A 15,735-nucleotide genomic window follows, 5' to 3' on the forward strand; every position below is an offset into this window, starting at 1 on the left:
ATTCAATAATATTCTGTTTTACAAATTAATGTTTTTAATAATTAGGCAATTTAGTACTTTTAAAACTGCTTAAAAATTGAAACTACTAAAGTTGTTTATTTTTATTGTAATCAAATATCAACTTTAAAAGAGAATATGTAAAATTTTAATAAATTTAATTTTATACATGAATAAAAATAGAGTTTTTAAAATGGCTTTTTCAAGTGTATATCCACATTATGTAGCAAAGGCTGAAAAAAAGAATCGAACAAAGGCAGAAGTGGATCAAATTATAGCTTGGTTAACTGGATATAATGCAATTCAATTACAAATAATTTTGGATCAAAAAGTCAACTTCGAAACTTTTTTTACTGAAGCACCGAAACTAAACAAAAATGTATCTAAAATAACAGGGGTTATTTGTGGTTATCGAGTGGAAAACATTGAAGATCCTTTAATGCAAAAAATACGTTACTTAGACAAGCTAATTGATGAATTGGCAAAGGGAAAAACCTTAGAAAAAATTTTAAGAACCTAAGTATCATCACTAACAAAAAACAATCTAAAAATGACCCCCAATCGATTAGAAGCATTTAGTGATGGTGTTTTAGCCATTGTGATTACCATTATGGTTTTAGAGCTTAAAGTTCCTGAGGGAAATACATTTGAAATTTTAACTCCCTTACTACCTAAGTTTTTATCTTACTTGTTCAGTTTCATATATGTAGGCATTTATTGGAACAATCACCATCATATGTTTCATGCTATTCAAAAAGTAAACGGAAAGATTCTTTGGGCTAATTTGTTCTTGTTATTTAGTCTATCACTTATACCGTTCACCACAGGTTGGATGGGTGAAAATAATTTTGAATGTCACCCCGTAGCATTGTATGGTATCAATTTATTAGTAACTGCAATTAGTTTCTTAGTTTTAGAAAAATCAGCAATCAAGCATGAAGGAAAAGAAGCAATATTTACAAAAGCTGTTCGCTCTCAAAAAAAGGAATATACTTCCTTGTTCTTATATATTTCTGGAATAACTCTTTCTTTTTTCTTTCCTATATTAGCCGTTATAATCTATTATATAGTTGCCTTACTCTGGTTTATCCCAGATAAAAGAATTGAAAAACAACTTAAAAACATCTAATCATGGAAAAAAAAGAATATTCAAATGGTGAAATAACAATAATTTGGCAACCTCAGCTATGTATTCACGCTGGCATATGCGCAAAATCACTTCCAAGTGTATATAAACCAAAAGAAAAACCTTGGATAACTCCAGAAAACACCTCTACCGATGAACTAATTCAGCAAATTGAAATGTGTCCATCAGGGGCTCTATCCTACAAAAAGAGTAATAATTAACCAATTATAAAAAATAATAAAAATTTAATTATTATCAAGTATTTTTTATTGTTTATCAATAAAATTAAATTATATTTGTCCAGTAATTTAAATTCTTTTTATTATGGAAATTAAAATTGGAACAAAACAGATTTTGAAAGTACTTTATGTTTTATCTTGTTTAATTTTTGTCGGGTTATGTATAGATGCCTGCGGTTTTATCTTCAACTCTATTTATTCATATTTTAGACCTATAGGTGCTCAATATTATTGGAATCATTTAGATTTTTCAGCTTTGTATGCTTTTGATAAACTGCGTTTTTTAACTACAACATTTTTAACCATTATCGTTCTTGTTTTAAAAGCAATTCTCTTCTATTTAATTGTCAAACTATTTTATGATAAAAAAGTAAATTTAGAACATCCTTTCCAGCTCCCTATGCAACAATTCATTTCGTTAAGCGCTTATTTAGCCTTTGGCATTGGTCTATTTTCTTCATGGGCAACAAACAATTATTATTGGTTAGTATCGCAAAAAATTGCACTTCCTCCAATACTAGAATTAAAAATTGAAGGATCGGGCATATGGTTCTTTATGAGTATTTTTTTATTTATAATTGCACAAATTTTTAAAAGAGGTATTGAAATGCAAAACGAAAATGATTTAACTGTCTAAACTATGGCAATAATTGTAAATTTAGATGTAATGATGGCAAAACGTAAGATGTCGTTAAACGAACTATCTGAAAAAGTAGAGGTTACACTTTCTAACTTATCCATATTGAAAACAGGTAAAGCAAAAGCAATTAGATTTAGTACATTAGAAGCAATTTGCAAAGTTTTAGATTGCCAACCCGGTGATATTTTAGAATTTCAACCTGACAATAAATAATTAAAATAGGAGATTATGTTCCTCTTTTCTTTTTGCTTATCTTTGTAAGTACTTAATTTCAATTCATGAAAACCTACATTGCAGTACTTATTTCAGTATTCTTAACTTTCGAATGGACATTTAGCCAAAATAATAAAACATCCTTTTTAGAAACAGAAGTTTCACTTAAAATAGCAAGTGGCACCTTGCATGGTACTTTAACCACACCTCTTCAATTCAAAAAAGGTACAGTGGCGCTAATTATTGCGGGGTCAGGACCCACTGATCGAAATGGAAATAACGTGGCGATGGAAAACAATTCATTAAAAAATTTAGCGCATGATTTAGCTAAAAATGGTATTGCGACATTACGTTATGATAAAAGAGGAATTGCGGCCAGTCAACAAGCCTTAACAAGAGAAGAAGATTTACGCTTTGAAGATTTAGTTGAAGATGCCAAAGGATGGATTTTCCAATTAAAACAAGATAAAAAATATAAAAAAATTGTAGTCATTGGTCACAGTGAAGGCTCTTTAATAGGTATGTTAGCTGCCAAAGAAGCTGATCAATTTATATCTTTAGCGGGCGCAGGGAAATCAGCTGATCTCATTTTAAAAGAGCAACTTAACAACCAACCACAAATGTTAAAAGACATTGCTTTTCCTATTTTAGACAGCTTAAAAGTAGGTAAAACAGTAGATAAGATAAACCCTTTACTACAATCACTCTTTAGAAAAAGTGTACAACCTTATTTGATTTCATGGTTCAAATATGATCCTGCACAAGAATTAAAAAAACTGAACAAACCAACACTACTTATTCAAGGAGATAAAGATGTTCAAGTAAGCGTTGAAGATGCTAAATTATTAGCACAAGCAGTTCCTTCTGCTAAGCTAGTCATTATTAACAAAATGAATCATATTTTCAAAGTTATAGAAGGAGATAAAAAAGAAAATATGGCTAGTTATAAAGACCCAAATCTTCCTAATGCAATGCAATTAACCGAAGAAATAACCGCTTTTATTCAAAAGAAATAATTGTGAAACTTCAAGCAAAAGAAGAATTAAAAAAAGCGTTAGCTATAAAAAAAAGTGAACGCCCATGGCATATAGCCTTGTTAGCTTCCTTGTGTGTTGGTTCACCTCTCATATTAGGTTGGTATTTTAACCAATTTACGTTTGGATTCTTGGCCTCAATAAGTGGAACAGTTATTCTTTATCTACCATTAAATGCTTCCACAACCATTAGAATGGTGACTTTACTAACCTGCTCTTTCGGCTATATTATCTCTTTTACCGTTGGACTATTATTTAGCTTTAATCCATTAATTTCTTCGCTTACATTTGGCCTATTTGCTATTGCCATTCATTGGATTACTCTTAATTATAAACTAAAACCACCCGGTAATTTTTTTTTCTTATTTATTGCTTCTTTAGCTTCTTTTCAAGTATTTTCTATTGAAGATATTCCTCAAAAAATTGGCACATTAGCTTTGGGCACCATTTTCTCTTGCTTATTAGCTTTAACATATTGTTTCTTGGCTCCTAATCCATTTTGGATGAACAAAAAAGCAATATTAAAAGCTATTAGAAAAAATAAAAGAATACAACTTCTCGAAGCATTAATACTCGGTATTTTTATGTTTGCCACAACCTATTTAGGCCATATACTAGCTTTTAAAAACCCCTATTGGATTCCTATTTCATGCGCTGCTGTAATGCAAGGTGCTACATTAAACCATATATGGCAACGAAGTTTTCAGCGAATTTTGGGAACATTCACTGGCTTAATACTAAGTTGGTTTTTATTATCCTATTTAGATAATCTATTGAGCATTTGTTTAGCTATCATAATACTTCAATTTTGTATTGAACTCGTTATAATAAAACAATATGCTTTAGCTGTTTTTTTTATAACTCCTATGACACTTTTAATGGCAGAAGCTGCAAATCCAAATTTACTCCCAACAGACCAACTCATACAAACTAGAGCTTTAGAAATTACTATCGGTAGTATTTTAGGTGCAATTGGCGGTTGGTTTATTCATCAAGAAAAATTAAAACACCAAGCAGCCAAAGGGATACAAAAGGTATCTATTTCTCTAAAAAAGAAATTAAAATAATTTGTAACATTTATTTCAACCTCTCGTCCAATAATTTAAACCAAAAAACAAATACATTGGACACAATTTTAAAAATTTCAAACCTCCATAAAAAATTTAAAAAGGTTCATGCGGTAAATAATGTATCGCTAGAAATAAAAAAAGGAAATGTTTATGGCATCTTAGGACCAAATGGTTCTGGAAAATCTACCACATTAGGCATTGTATTAAATGTAGTAAACAAAACATCAGGAGAATTTGAATGGTTCGATGGAAGTCTTTCTACACATGACGCTTTGAAAAAAGTGGGGGCAATCATTGAGAGACCCAATTTTTATCCGTACATGACCGCAGAAGAAAACTTAAAACTAGTTTGTAAAATTAAAAATATTTCTTTTGATAAAGTAGATGAAAAACTAGATTTAGTTGGATTATTAGACCGAAAGGATAGTAAATTTCAAACTTTTTCTTTAGGTATGAAACAACGTTTAGCGATTGCTTCAGCCTTGCTCAATGATCCTGAAATATTAATTTTAGATGAGCCCACGAATGGTCTAGATCCTCAAGGAATTCGTCAAATTAGAGATTTAATTAAGGTAATAGCTAATCAAGGTACAACCATATTATTAGCTTCACACCTATTAGATGAAGTTGAAAAAGTATGTTCTCATGTCATTGTCCTTAGATATGGTGTAACCTTATATCAAGGAACCGTGGATGAGATGTTATCTAATGAAGGCTTTTTTGAATTGCAAGCAGATGAAATAGAAACATTAATTGAAGCCGTTTCAAAACTAGAAGAAGTAGAAAAAATTGAAGTTCAAGATGGCAAAGTATTAGTGTATTTAAAAAGTCCTCTTGAAGCTAAAGAACTTAATAAATACCTATTTAAACATAACATCATTTTAACTCATTTATTAAAGCGTAAGACAAGTTTGGAAGAACAATTCTTAAAACTAACCAATTAATCTCTTAAAAATGAAACGATTACTAACTATAGAACTTCAAAAAATTTGGCTAAATAAAGCCAGTCGTATTTTAATTATTATTTATTTCTTATCTCTATTCTTACTGACTAGTATTGCCCTAATCGAATTTGATTTCGGTTTTTTTAAATTTGAAGCAGCAAAAAGTGGTTTTTTTAATTTCCCCTATATTTGGCATTTTACTACCTATTTTGCTTCTTGGTTTAAACTTTTTTTAGCCGTTATTATCGTTTCTATGATAGCCAATGAATTTAGTTATGGAACCTTAAAACAAAACTTAATTGATGGAATGTCCAAAAAAGAATTTTTACTTTCAAAAGTGTATACCATCTTATTATTTTCAGGTATTTCAACTTTATCTGTATTTGGAATAAGTTTAGTACTTGGCTTAAAATATTCCTCTTACACCGAATTAGGCATTATTTTTTCGGATATGTCTTATTTGTTTGCTTATTTTTTAAAACATGTAGCTTTCTTTTCTTTTTGTTTATTTTTAGCTTTGTTAATTAAACGTTCAGCATTTACATTAGGATTTATATTTGTTTGGTTTTTAGGAGAAAATGTGGGACATGCCATTTTAAAATACAATATTTTAGGATATACCCCAAAAGATAAAGACACTGTAGTTATTGATTGGGTTAAAGACGTTTTACCATTAGAATCAATGTCAAATTTAATTGTAGAACCACTAACTAGACTCAACTTTGTAAAGTCAGTTTCAAACACAGTAGGTGCGTCATTTGATAAAAACTATCAAGTACAACCTATTTTTGTTGGTATCGTTTTATTTTGGACAATCTTATTTATTTTTATGTCTTACTTAACACTTAAAAAAAGAGATTTATAGTATCTTTGCAGATGCTATGAGTAAAACATTATTTCCTTTTTTTCTCTTGTTTTTTGGTTTTGTAAAAAGTCAAAACATAACGGTAGATGACACTTATACTCCCACGCAATTAGTTCAAGATGTACTAGTTAATAGTGGTTGTATTCAGATTTCAAATGTATCAGTCTCTGGAGGTAATTTTAGCAATGGAGAAAGTAGTTTTGGCTATTTTAATGCTAATGGAAGTGCCTTACCTTTTGCAGAAGGAGTGCTTTTAACTACAGGAAAATTAAGTTCTGCTGTTGGTCCAAATTCTAATTTTTCTGATGATGGAACAGGAATGAATTGGACGGGAGATTCTGATTTAAATGCTGCTCTAGGACTATCTAATACATTTAATGCAACTGTACTAGAATTTGATTTTATCTCTAATACTTCTCAAATAAGCTTTGAATATATTTTTGCTTCAGAACAGTATTTATCAAATCCTAGTCCAAACCAATGTAGCTATACCGATGGATTTGCCTTTTTACTAAAACCTGTAGGAGGAAGTTCTTATCAAAATTTAGCTGTTATTCCAGGTACGACTACCCCTGTACGCGTTAACACCGTAAGAGGAAATGGTACAATTTGCCCCCCTGCTAATGAAACCTATTTTGATGCTTTTAATACTGGAAATTATCCAACTAGTTTTGATGGACAAACCAAAATATTAACAGCTGAAGCCGCTGTAACACCTGGAATTTTATATCATATTAAATTAGTGATAGCAGACGAAGGAAATGCTCGTTATGATTCAGGAATTTTCTTAAGAGCAGGTAGTTTCATTGCAACTAAAAATCTTGGCCCAAATAGATTAATAGCTACTGGAAATCCCCTTTGCCCAAGTGAAATTTTGACCGTGGATGCTACAGAAATTGGAGCAACTAGTTACCAATGGTTTGAAAACGGAATAGCTATTCCTAGTGCTACTAATCCTACCTATACCATTAATCACACAGGGGATTTTAGTGTCGACATTACAATCAACGCTAATTGCACATTAACCGGAAGTATCCAGATCGAAGCAGCACCTACATTAAATATCAATCAAGACCTCTATGTACAATGTGATACGAATTTTGACGGTTTAGATACATTTAATTTGGCAGCTATACAAAACACTCTATTTACAAGCTTACCAACTGGTTTCCAAATCGCATTTTTTGATTCTCCAACTAGCACAACTCCTTTGGCAACAAATTTCACCACAACAATTCCATATCAGCAAATCATTTATGCCAGAGTCACAAACATTCAAAATTGTTATGGAAATATACCTGTTACCTTAAAAGTAAATGTTTTTGATAGAGTATTTACAACAGAATCAGTTAGTTTGTGTAGCGGAAACTCGATTACCTTATCTGCTCCATTAGGATATACCGCTTACACCTGGAACACAAGTCCCATTCTGAATACTTCTTCTATTTTAATTACCGCTGCAGGAAGTTATACGGTTACTATCACTGACGCAAATGGATGTACTAATACAAAAACTTTTCTTGTAACTTCATCAGAAGCTGCAACTATTATTGAAGTATTAGTCAATGATTTTGAAGAAAACTTAACCGCTCAAATTCATGTTCAAGGAAATGGAGACTATGAATATGCTTTAGATGGTGGCTTATTTCAAACCAACCCAATTTTTAACCTAGCTGAACCTGGTGAATATCAAATTACAGTAAATGATCGAAATGGTTGTGGATTAAGTAGTATTTCATTTTTTGCCTTGAGTTATCCAAAGTTTTTCACACCTAACGGAGATGGTTTTAATGAACGCTGGCGTATAGAAAATTTGGATAAAAAAGGACTGGAAAATAGTAGAATTTATATCTTTGATCGCTACGGTAAATTATTACAACAAATTCTAGCATCTGGCGATGGTTGGAATGGACTTTACAATGGTCAAATGATGCCTTCATCTGATTATTGGTTTGTTATGGAATTAACCAATGGCAGAACAGTCAAAGGACATTTTAGTTTAAAACGATGAGTAAAAATATCATTTTAGTACTTTTAGGCGGGGGAATAGGTAGTGTAATTCGCTACTTACTTAGTTACTTTTTCAACAAATACCAAACTACTTTCTTCCCTTGGCCAACCTTTATAGCTAATAGTTTAGGATGCTTTCTTATAGGCTTATTTTTTGCTTATACACTAAAGAACAATGCGCAAAGTGAAACTTTAAAATTACTTCTAATAACTGGTTTTTGTGGTGGATTTACCACTTTTTCAACTTTTAGTTTAGAAAACCTACAACTAATTCAAAATCAAAATTATACCTTAGCAATTTCATATACCATTTCGTCCTTATTAATCGGAACAATAGCGGTTTTTCTAGGATTCAAATTTTTTAATTAATGACTTTATCAGAACAACAAATCACAGCGCTAAAAGAACAAATAAAAGCAGCAAACAAAATAACTATAATTCCTCACAGAAATGTAGATGGTGATGCGATGGGTTCTACACTTGGACTTTATCATGTTTTAAAGCAAATCAATGCAAATTGTGTTGTTTTGATTCCTAATGAAATTCCTGATTATTTAAAATGGTTACCTGGAACAGATTCTACCTTAATTTATGAAGGAACTAACGTTGGAGAAGCTATCAAAAGATTAAGACAAAGCGATTTAATTTTTACATTAGATTTTAATGCTTTTCACAGAACGGGTGAACAAATGGAGAGTATTCTTAAAACAATAGAAAGTACTTTTGTTATGGTGGATCACCACGAAAAACCCGAAAATTATGCTACTTATACTTTTTCAAGCACTGAATACGGATCCACTTGTCAAATGATTTATGATTTAATCGAGCAAATGGATTATCAAAATTTAATCACTAAAGAAGCGGCTACTTGTATCTACACAGGAATAGCAACTGATTCTGGTGGATTTAGGTTTCCTAGAACCACTGGTAGAACACATCGAATTGTTGCAGACCTAATTGATAAAGGAGTAGATAACACTCAGATTTACATCAACTTATACGACAATTCCAACTACAATCGATTGCAGCTATTAGGACGTGCCTTGCAAAACATGCGTATTTTACCCGAATACAATACCAGTTACATTTCTCTATCACAAGAAGATTTAAATGAGTTTCACTATGAAAAAGGAGATACAGAAGGTATTGTAAACTATGGTTTAACAATAAAAGACATTGATTTTACTGCCTTTTTTACGGAATTAAAAGAAGAAAATATTATCAAAATATCATTTCGTTCACAAGGTACATTTGATGTCAATCAATTTGCTCGAAAACATTTTAATGGCGGAGGACACGTAAACGCGGCTGGAGGAAAATCTTTTGATACTTTAGAAGAAACAATCAATAAATTTATTGCTATTTTAGCAACTGAAAAATAATAAAAAATGCAATTACATAAATTCATAGGATTAACTTGCTTAACACTTGTCATAGCCTCATGCTCTGAACAACAAGCTAGAAAACCAGTCTCTCATTCTTCTGGTAGTTTCATGAAAGAATCTATTCAAAGAAATAAAAAATTAGTCGCCAAAGAAGAAGATGCTATCGCAAAAATCATAAAAAAAGATACGGCTAATGCTTATATCGCATCTGAAAAAGGATATTGGTACACATACGAAGAAAAGAGCACTGAAACAACAACTCCAATAAGAGGCGATATTGCCTATTTTGACTATGAAATTACCGATTTATATGGCAATATCATTTACACAAAAGAAGAATTGAAACCTCAAACCTACTATGTTGATAAACAAAATATAATGACAGGATTACGTCATGGAATTAAATTAATGCATAAAGGAGATAAAATAAAATTTGTCTTTACTTCTCATATGGCTTATGGTTATCATGGCGATGATGATAAAATTGGCACGAACCAACCCATCATTTGTATTGTAACACTAAACGATATTAAAAAAGATAATTCGGTAAAAACTCAAAATCCTTAAACCTTAATATGAAAAAGATTAGTCTATTATTTAGCCTTTTTTCACTACTTATTCTTTCTTGTACTACTAAAAAAGAAGAAATTGATCAAAACTTGCCTGACGGTATCTATGCTATAATAGAAACTTCAAAAGGTGAAATCACAGCACGTTTGGAATATGAAAAAACCCCTTTTACAGTAGCTAACTTTATTACTCTAGCTGAAGGAAAAAACACTTATGTAAACCCAAAATACAAAGGTATTCATTTTTATGACGGACTCACTTTTCACAGGGTGGAGGCTAATTTTATGATTCAAGGAGGCGACCCTGATGGAACAGGCCAAGGAGGTCCTGGATATGTCATTAAAGATGAATTTCATCCCGAATTAAAACATGCAAAAGCCGGAATTTTATCAATGGCTAATTCTGGACCAAACACAAATGGATCTCAGTTTTTTATTACTCATAATGCAACACCTTGGTTAGATGGAGTTCATTCTATTTTTGGAGAAGTAATTAAAGGACAAGACATCGTTGATGCTATTGCTCAAGGGGATGAAATGATTACTGTAACAATAGCTAGAAAAGGTGCTAAGGCGAAAAAATTCGATGCCGTAAAAGTTTTCAATGATTATTACGAAAAAGAATTAACACTACAGAAAGAGAGAGAAGCTAAAAATTCGGTGGTAAAAAAAGAAAAAATAGTCCTACTGAACCAAGCAAAATCAAGCGGAATAAAATCTAAATCTGGGTTAATTACAAAAGTAATCTCATCTAAAAACGTAAAAAAACCAACTATTGGAAGTGAAGTATATGTTAAATATGCTGGCTATTTTGAAGACGGTACATTATTTGACACTAACGACTTAGAAGTTGCGGAAGAATTTAGTCAAGTGGATGAGCAACGTAAAAAGATGAATGGATACCAAGCATTTCCTTTCAAATATGGTCAAAAAGAAGGTTTAATTCCCGGATTTGCCGAAGGTTTAAGCCTAATTAATTTTGGTGAAAAAATGGTTTTATACATTCCTTATCATTTAGGTTATGGAGAAAATCAATATCAATCAATTCCTGGAAAATCAAACTTATATTTTGTCATTGAAATTTTAGAAAAACAATAATCAAACTTACAATTATGAAACTTAAATCATTTGTTTTATTTTTACTTTGTGCCTCTACTGCATTAGCACAAAACAAAAAACAAGAAAAAAAACCAGTTCACTACACTAATACACCTGGGATTTATGCTGAAATTTATACTAACAAAGGTAAAATAGCCCTTGAATTAGAGTATAAAAAAACACCTATTACAGTTGCTAACTTTGTGAGCTTAGCAGAAGGTAAAAACGAATTTGTTTCGCCTGAATTAAAAGGAAAACCCTATTATAATGGTCTTAAATTTCACCGTGTTATTGCCAACTTCATGATTCAAGGTGGTGATCCTAAAGGTGATGGCTCTGGCGGTCCTGGTTACAGCTTTAAAGATGAATTTGACCCAAGTTTAAAACACAATAAACCTGGGATTTTATCTATGGCAAATGCCGGACCAAAAACAAATGGTTCTCAATTTTTCATTACACACAAAGAAACACCTTGGTTAGACAATAGACATAGTATATTTGGACATGTGGTAGAGGGGCAGTCAGTAGTAGATGCAATTGCCCAAAATGATATGATTGAGAAGATTGTCATTTTAAAAGTAGGTAAAGAAGCTAAAGCATTTGATGCCGTAAAAATCTTTAGCGATTACTTTAAAAATAAAGAAGCTTTAGAGAAAAAAGAGAAAGAAGAAAAAGAAAAAGCGGAGGCTGAATTGAAAGCAAAAGCAATGCAAGAATTTGCTAATGCAACAACTACTGCTTCTGGATTAAAATACATTGTTTTAAAAGAAGGTACAGGAGAACAACCAACAGCTACAAGCAACGTTAAAGTTCATTACACTGGTATGTTGTTAGACGGAAAAGTTTTTGACAGCAGTGTTCAACGTGGTGAACCAATTAGCTTTGGTTTAAACCAAGTGATTAAAGGTTGGACTGAGGGAGTTCAATTAATGAAAGAAGGGGCAAAATATAAATTCTACATTCCTGCTAACTTAGCTTATGGAGAAAGAGGCGCTGGTGGTGTAATTCCTCCTAATGCAGACCTAATATTTGAAGTTGAGTTATTGGGAATTAACAAATAAAAACAGAAAAGCCTCTGAAATAGAGGCTTTTTTTATTCATTGAATTTCCAGTTGAATTCATCTTTATCGTTGATAATGGCTCCAATTTCGATTTTCACAACTTCGTTGTAATCTACATAAATTAGTAACCAATTGGCTTCATTAAAATAAATTTGTACGCCATCTTCTTCATGTTGGTCGTATTGATCAATTTTATTTAAGGCTAAAGTACCTTGAACCACATCCCATTCTGTTTGAAGTGCTTTTGAACCAAACAAAGTTGCAGCAGGATTAGAAATAGTAATATAACCCAAACGAAAATCTTCCTCGGCATAAAAGGTCAATTTCATTTTTTCTTGGTTATATACATAAATTATATTGTCTTCCTCGTCTTTGATTACGCGATTGGGCTTACCGTATAAGGTTTCCACATATTTTTGTGTCATTCCAAATAATAAACGGTCCAATCCGTGTTGTAATTTAATTTCCATATTCTATTTTTTTGCAAAGGTAGTAGTAAAACCTAAAAGTACATCACTTTACCACTTTTTATTAGATGGAATAAATTTACTTATGAAAAATAAAATTTCAATTATAGCCGGGATAGTAGCAAAGTACCGTGTACTGCGGATAGCCCGAAAGGAAGTGTTTTGAAAACTGATGTTGTGCTACATAAAAAAAACCAATTAAACGAAATACAACTTTCGAATAATTGGTTTAGATTTTATTTAGAAGCTGAAATAAATTCAGCTTAACAAAATTTCTATTTAAAGAAACGCGATTTACTCTATTTTAAAACGTTTTCTATCGTTTTCATTTAAGTAAATTTTACGTAAACGTAATGATTTTGGCGTAACTTCTACATACTCATCTTTTTGGATGTACTCTAAAGCTTCCTCTAATGAGAATTTGATTGCTGGTGTAATTCTTGTTTTATCATCAGCACCTGCCGAACGGAAGTTAGTCAACTGTTTCGTTTTCGTGATGTTGATTACCATATCATCCCCTCTTGAGTTTTCACCCACAACCTGACCTTCGTATACATCTTCGTTTGGATCTACAAAGAATTTACCTCTATCTTGTAATTTATTGATTGAATAAGGAATAGCTTTTCCGTTTTCCATACAAATTAACGAACCATTGATACGTCCAGGAATTTCCCCTTTGAACGGTTGGTACTCCAAGAAACGGTGTGCCATAATAGCTTCACCTGCTGTAGCTGTTAACAACTGGTTACGTAAACCAATAATACCACGTGAAGGAATGTTGAATTTAATAATCATACGGTCTCCCTTAGGTTCCATAGATAACATTTCACCTTTACGAACCGTTACGAATTCCACCGCTTTACCTGAAACATTTTCTGGTAAGTCGATCGTTAATTCTTCGATTGGTTCACATTTTTGACCATTTATTTCTTTAATGATAACTTGCGGCTGACCAATTTGTAACTCATACCCTTCTCTTCGCATAGTTTCGATTAGTACTGATAAGTGTAATACCCCACGACCAAATACTAAGAATTTATCCGCTGAATCCGTTTCATTTACACGTAACGCTAAGTTTTTCTCTAATTCTTTTTCTAAACGCTCTTTTACGTGACGTGAAGTTACAAATTTACCTTCTTTACCAAAGAACGGTGAATCGTTGATTGTGAACAACATACTCATTGTAGGCTCATCGATAGCAATAGATTGTAATGCTTCAGGATTTTCGAAATCAGCAACAGTATCTCCAATTTCAAAACCTTCTAAACCTACAATTGCACAGATATCACCTGCTTGTACGCTTTCTACTTTTTTACGCCCTAAACCGTCGAATGTATGTAATTCTTTAATTCTTGATTTGATGATTTTCCCGTCTCTTTTTACTAAAGAGATTTGTTGGTTTTCTTTTAACTCACCTCTTTGTAAACGTCCGATAGCGATACGACCTGTAAAGCTAGAGAAGTCTAACGACGTGATTAATAATTGAGGTGTTCCTTCTGCTACTTTTGGAGCTGGAATATGCTCAATTACCATATCTAATAACGGCTCGATGCTTTCAGTTTGGTTTTTCCAATCATCAGACATCCAGTTGTTTTTAGCTGAACCATAAACAGTTGGGAAATCTAACTGCCATTCTTCTGCACCTAATTCAAACATTAAGTCGAATACTTTTTCGTGCACTTCTTCCGGTGTACAGTTTTCTTTATCTACCTTATTGATCACCACACATGGTTTTAAACCTAAGTCAATCGCTTTTTGCAATACGAAACGTGTTTGTGGCATAGGTCCTTCAAAAGCATCTACTAAAAGTAGAACTCCATCGGCCATGTTTAATACACGTTCTACTTCTCCACCGAAATCCGCGTGTCCTGGAGTATCGATGATGTTGATTTTAGTTCCTTTATAGTTAACGGAAACGTTTTTAGAAACGATAGTAATTCCTCTTTCACGCTCTAAGTCGTTGTTATCTAATATTAAGTCGCCTGTATTTTCGTTTTCACGGAACAATTGACAGTGGTACATAATTTTGTCTACCAAAGTCGTTTTACCGTGGTCAACGTGTGCAATAATCGCGATATTTCTAATTGCTGTCATAAGGTATTTTTTTGAAGGTGCAAAGGTAGTGAAAAGTTTGAAGATTAGGGTTTAAAGTCTACAAATTTTTAAAATTTAATAATTTGTTGATGTTGAAGAGTGTAAAATGGTGCTTTATGAAATAGAAATTAAATAAATTAATTAAATTAAAATATATTAATGTCTTTTAACCCTCCTTCTAATCTCATCAACACTTATATAAGTTTCAATTTTTCTAAATAAGAAAGTAAAAAAAGCTAATCCTGTAATAGCTACTGCAATTAATGGTGTAAAGTAAAATCCTGATAAAATCAAAACAAGATAAAATAACAAAATTGCTATTGTTCGATATATATTCATCATTATAAAAATTGGCCTAATTTTTATGAGCAATTTTTCAGCATCATTTAAAGCAATTTCAATTTTTCGTTGAATCTTTTCAAATCGAGCTACTTGATTAGGCTTATTTTCAAGATTCTCTGAGTTATTAAAAATTTCTTCTTCTTTTGCATTGAAAATTATTAATATTCTCATAATATGATCTAAATTTAGGGCCAATGAATTCAAACGAAGTCTTAATGTCAAAATTAATAGAAAAAAAACACTACTTAATAAACACAGTAACATTATTAATATATACAAATCATTCCTGGAAAAAGAATTAAAACTTTTCCCATATAGCGAAGAAATATTATCTACTTTACAATTATCAATATAATTATTAATATGTAAAATAAATAATTTAAAAGTTTCAACTTCAGATCCTAAAAAATTTGCAGAGGCAACTGTTAAAAAACCTGAAAAAGCTAAACCACCAAGAAATACACTTTCTAACAACCAAGCATCTGTTTTAAAATTTATATTTTTTAACTCACTTTCTAGTTTAGCAATTTTAGTATCATTCAAATCTACATTATCAAATTCAATTGGATCTGGCTCAACAA

The 15,735-nt window shown here is 31.6% G+C and carries 18 protein-coding genes; 15 read left to right on the plus strand and 3 right to left on the minus strand.

Annotated elements, in window-relative coordinates:
- Positions 1 to 166 precede the first annotated feature (166 nt).
- The 15 genes from QZ824_RS07100 to QZ824_RS07170 all read left to right on the plus strand — a co-directional run bounded on the left by QZ824_RS07100 (position 167) and on the right by QZ824_RS07170 (position 12,251).
- The gene (locus QZ824_RS07100) at positions 167 to 517 is read left to right on the plus strand and encodes a DUF2200 domain-containing protein (RefSeq protein WP_291275328.1); all 351 of its coding nucleotides are present in this window, start codon (positions 167 to 169) and stop codon (positions 515 to 517) included.
- A gap of 30 nt (positions 518 to 547) precedes the next feature.
- Entirely contained in the window at positions 548 to 1,126 is a 579-nt protein-coding gene (locus tag QZ824_RS07105; protein WP_291275329.1) for a TMEM175 family protein, read from the plus strand.
- Positions 1,127 to 1,128: 2 nt separating this feature from the next.
- Entirely contained in the window at positions 1,129 to 1,344 is a 216-nt protein-coding gene (locus QZ824_RS07110; protein ID WP_291275330.1) for a (4Fe-4S)-binding protein, read from the plus strand.
- A gap of 103 nt (positions 1,345 to 1,447) precedes the next feature.
- Complete coding sequence (locus tag QZ824_RS07115; RefSeq protein ID WP_291275331.1) at positions 1,448 to 1,999, plus strand: DUF2975 domain-containing protein; 552 nt, start codon at positions 1,448 to 1,450, stop codon at positions 1,997 to 1,999.
- A 3-nt stretch (positions 2,000 to 2,002) separates the two neighbouring features.
- Entirely contained in the window at positions 2,003 to 2,215 is a 213-nt protein-coding gene (locus tag QZ824_RS07120) for a helix-turn-helix transcriptional regulator (protein WP_291275332.1), read from the plus strand.
- A 65-nt stretch (positions 2,216 to 2,280) separates the two neighbouring features.
- Complete coding sequence (locus QZ824_RS07125) at positions 2,281 to 3,231, plus strand: alpha/beta fold hydrolase (protein ID WP_291275333.1); 951 nt, start codon at positions 2,281 to 2,283, stop codon at positions 3,229 to 3,231.
- Positions 3,232 to 3,233: 2 nt separating this feature from the next.
- Positions 3,234 to 4,316, plus strand: a complete 1,083-nt coding sequence (locus tag QZ824_RS07130; protein WP_291275334.1) for an FUSC family protein — start codon at positions 3,234 to 3,236, stop codon at positions 4,314 to 4,316.
- A gap of 56 nt (positions 4,317 to 4,372) precedes the next feature.
- Complete coding sequence (locus QZ824_RS07135) at positions 4,373 to 5,263, plus strand: ATP-binding cassette domain-containing protein (protein WP_291275335.1); 891 nt, start codon at positions 4,373 to 4,375, stop codon at positions 5,261 to 5,263.
- Between the two features lie 10 nt (positions 5,264 to 5,273).
- Entirely contained in the window at positions 5,274 to 6,128 is an 855-nt protein-coding gene (locus QZ824_RS07140) for an ABC transporter permease subunit (protein WP_291275336.1), read from the plus strand.
- Positions 6,129 to 6,144: 16 nt separating this feature from the next.
- Complete coding sequence (locus QZ824_RS07145; RefSeq protein WP_291275337.1) at positions 6,145 to 8,139, plus strand: T9SS type B sorting domain-containing protein; 1,995 nt, start codon at positions 6,145 to 6,147, stop codon at positions 8,137 to 8,139.
- Positions 8,136 to 8,507: a fluoride efflux transporter CrcB gene (gene crcB, locus QZ824_RS07150; RefSeq protein ID WP_291275338.1), complete on the plus strand. Its 372-nt coding sequence runs from the start codon at positions 8,136 to 8,138 to the stop codon at positions 8,505 to 8,507. The genes QZ824_RS07145 and crcB overlap by 4 nt, the downstream gene beginning before the upstream one ends.
- Positions 8,507 to 9,520, plus strand: coding sequence for a bifunctional oligoribonuclease/PAP phosphatase NrnA (locus tag QZ824_RS07155; protein WP_291275339.1), 1,014 nt, complete (start codon positions 8,507 to 8,509; stop codon positions 9,518 to 9,520). The genes crcB and QZ824_RS07155 overlap by 1 nt, the downstream gene beginning before the upstream one ends.
- A gap of 6 nt (positions 9,521 to 9,526) precedes the next feature.
- A complete protein-coding gene (gene gldI, locus QZ824_RS07160; RefSeq protein WP_291275340.1) occupies positions 9,527 to 10,090 on the plus strand; it encodes a gliding motility-associated peptidyl-prolyl isomerase GldI in 564 nt (187 codons plus the stop codon).
- An 8-nt stretch (positions 10,091 to 10,098) separates the two neighbouring features.
- Positions 10,099 to 11,190, plus strand: a complete 1,092-nt coding sequence (locus QZ824_RS07165) for a peptidylprolyl isomerase (RefSeq protein WP_291275341.1) — start codon at positions 10,099 to 10,101, stop codon at positions 11,188 to 11,190.
- 14 nt (positions 11,191 to 11,204) lie between these two features.
- The gene (locus QZ824_RS07170; RefSeq protein ID WP_291275342.1) at positions 11,205 to 12,251 is read left to right on the plus strand and encodes a peptidylprolyl isomerase; all 1,047 of its coding nucleotides are present in this window, start codon (positions 11,205 to 11,207) and stop codon (positions 12,249 to 12,251) included.
- Positions 12,252 to 12,283: 32 nt separating this feature from the next.
- Here the strand turns inward: QZ824_RS07170 and QZ824_RS07175 are convergent, their stop codons facing one another.
- From QZ824_RS07175 to QZ824_RS07185, 3 genes are all read right to left on the minus strand, one after another.
- Complete coding sequence (locus QZ824_RS07175) at positions 12,284 to 12,721, minus strand: hypothetical protein (RefSeq protein ID WP_291275343.1); 438 nt, start codon at positions 12,719 to 12,721, stop codon at positions 12,284 to 12,286.
- Positions 12,722 to 13,012: 291 nt separating this feature from the next.
- A complete protein-coding gene (typA, locus tag QZ824_RS07180) occupies positions 13,013 to 14,812 on the minus strand; it encodes a translational GTPase TypA (RefSeq protein ID WP_291275344.1) in 1,800 nt (599 codons plus the stop codon).
- A 156-nt stretch (positions 14,813 to 14,968) separates the two neighbouring features.
- Positions 14,969 to 15,735, minus strand: a 767-nt coding sequence (locus QZ824_RS07185; RefSeq protein ID WP_291275345.1) for a hypothetical protein, incomplete at its 5' end; no start/stop codon positions are given.

It is taken from the genome of Flavobacterium sp. (assembly GCF_021151785.1).
Taxonomy (GTDB): Bacteria; Bacteroidota; Bacteroidia; order Flavobacteriales; family Flavobacteriaceae; genus Flavobacterium.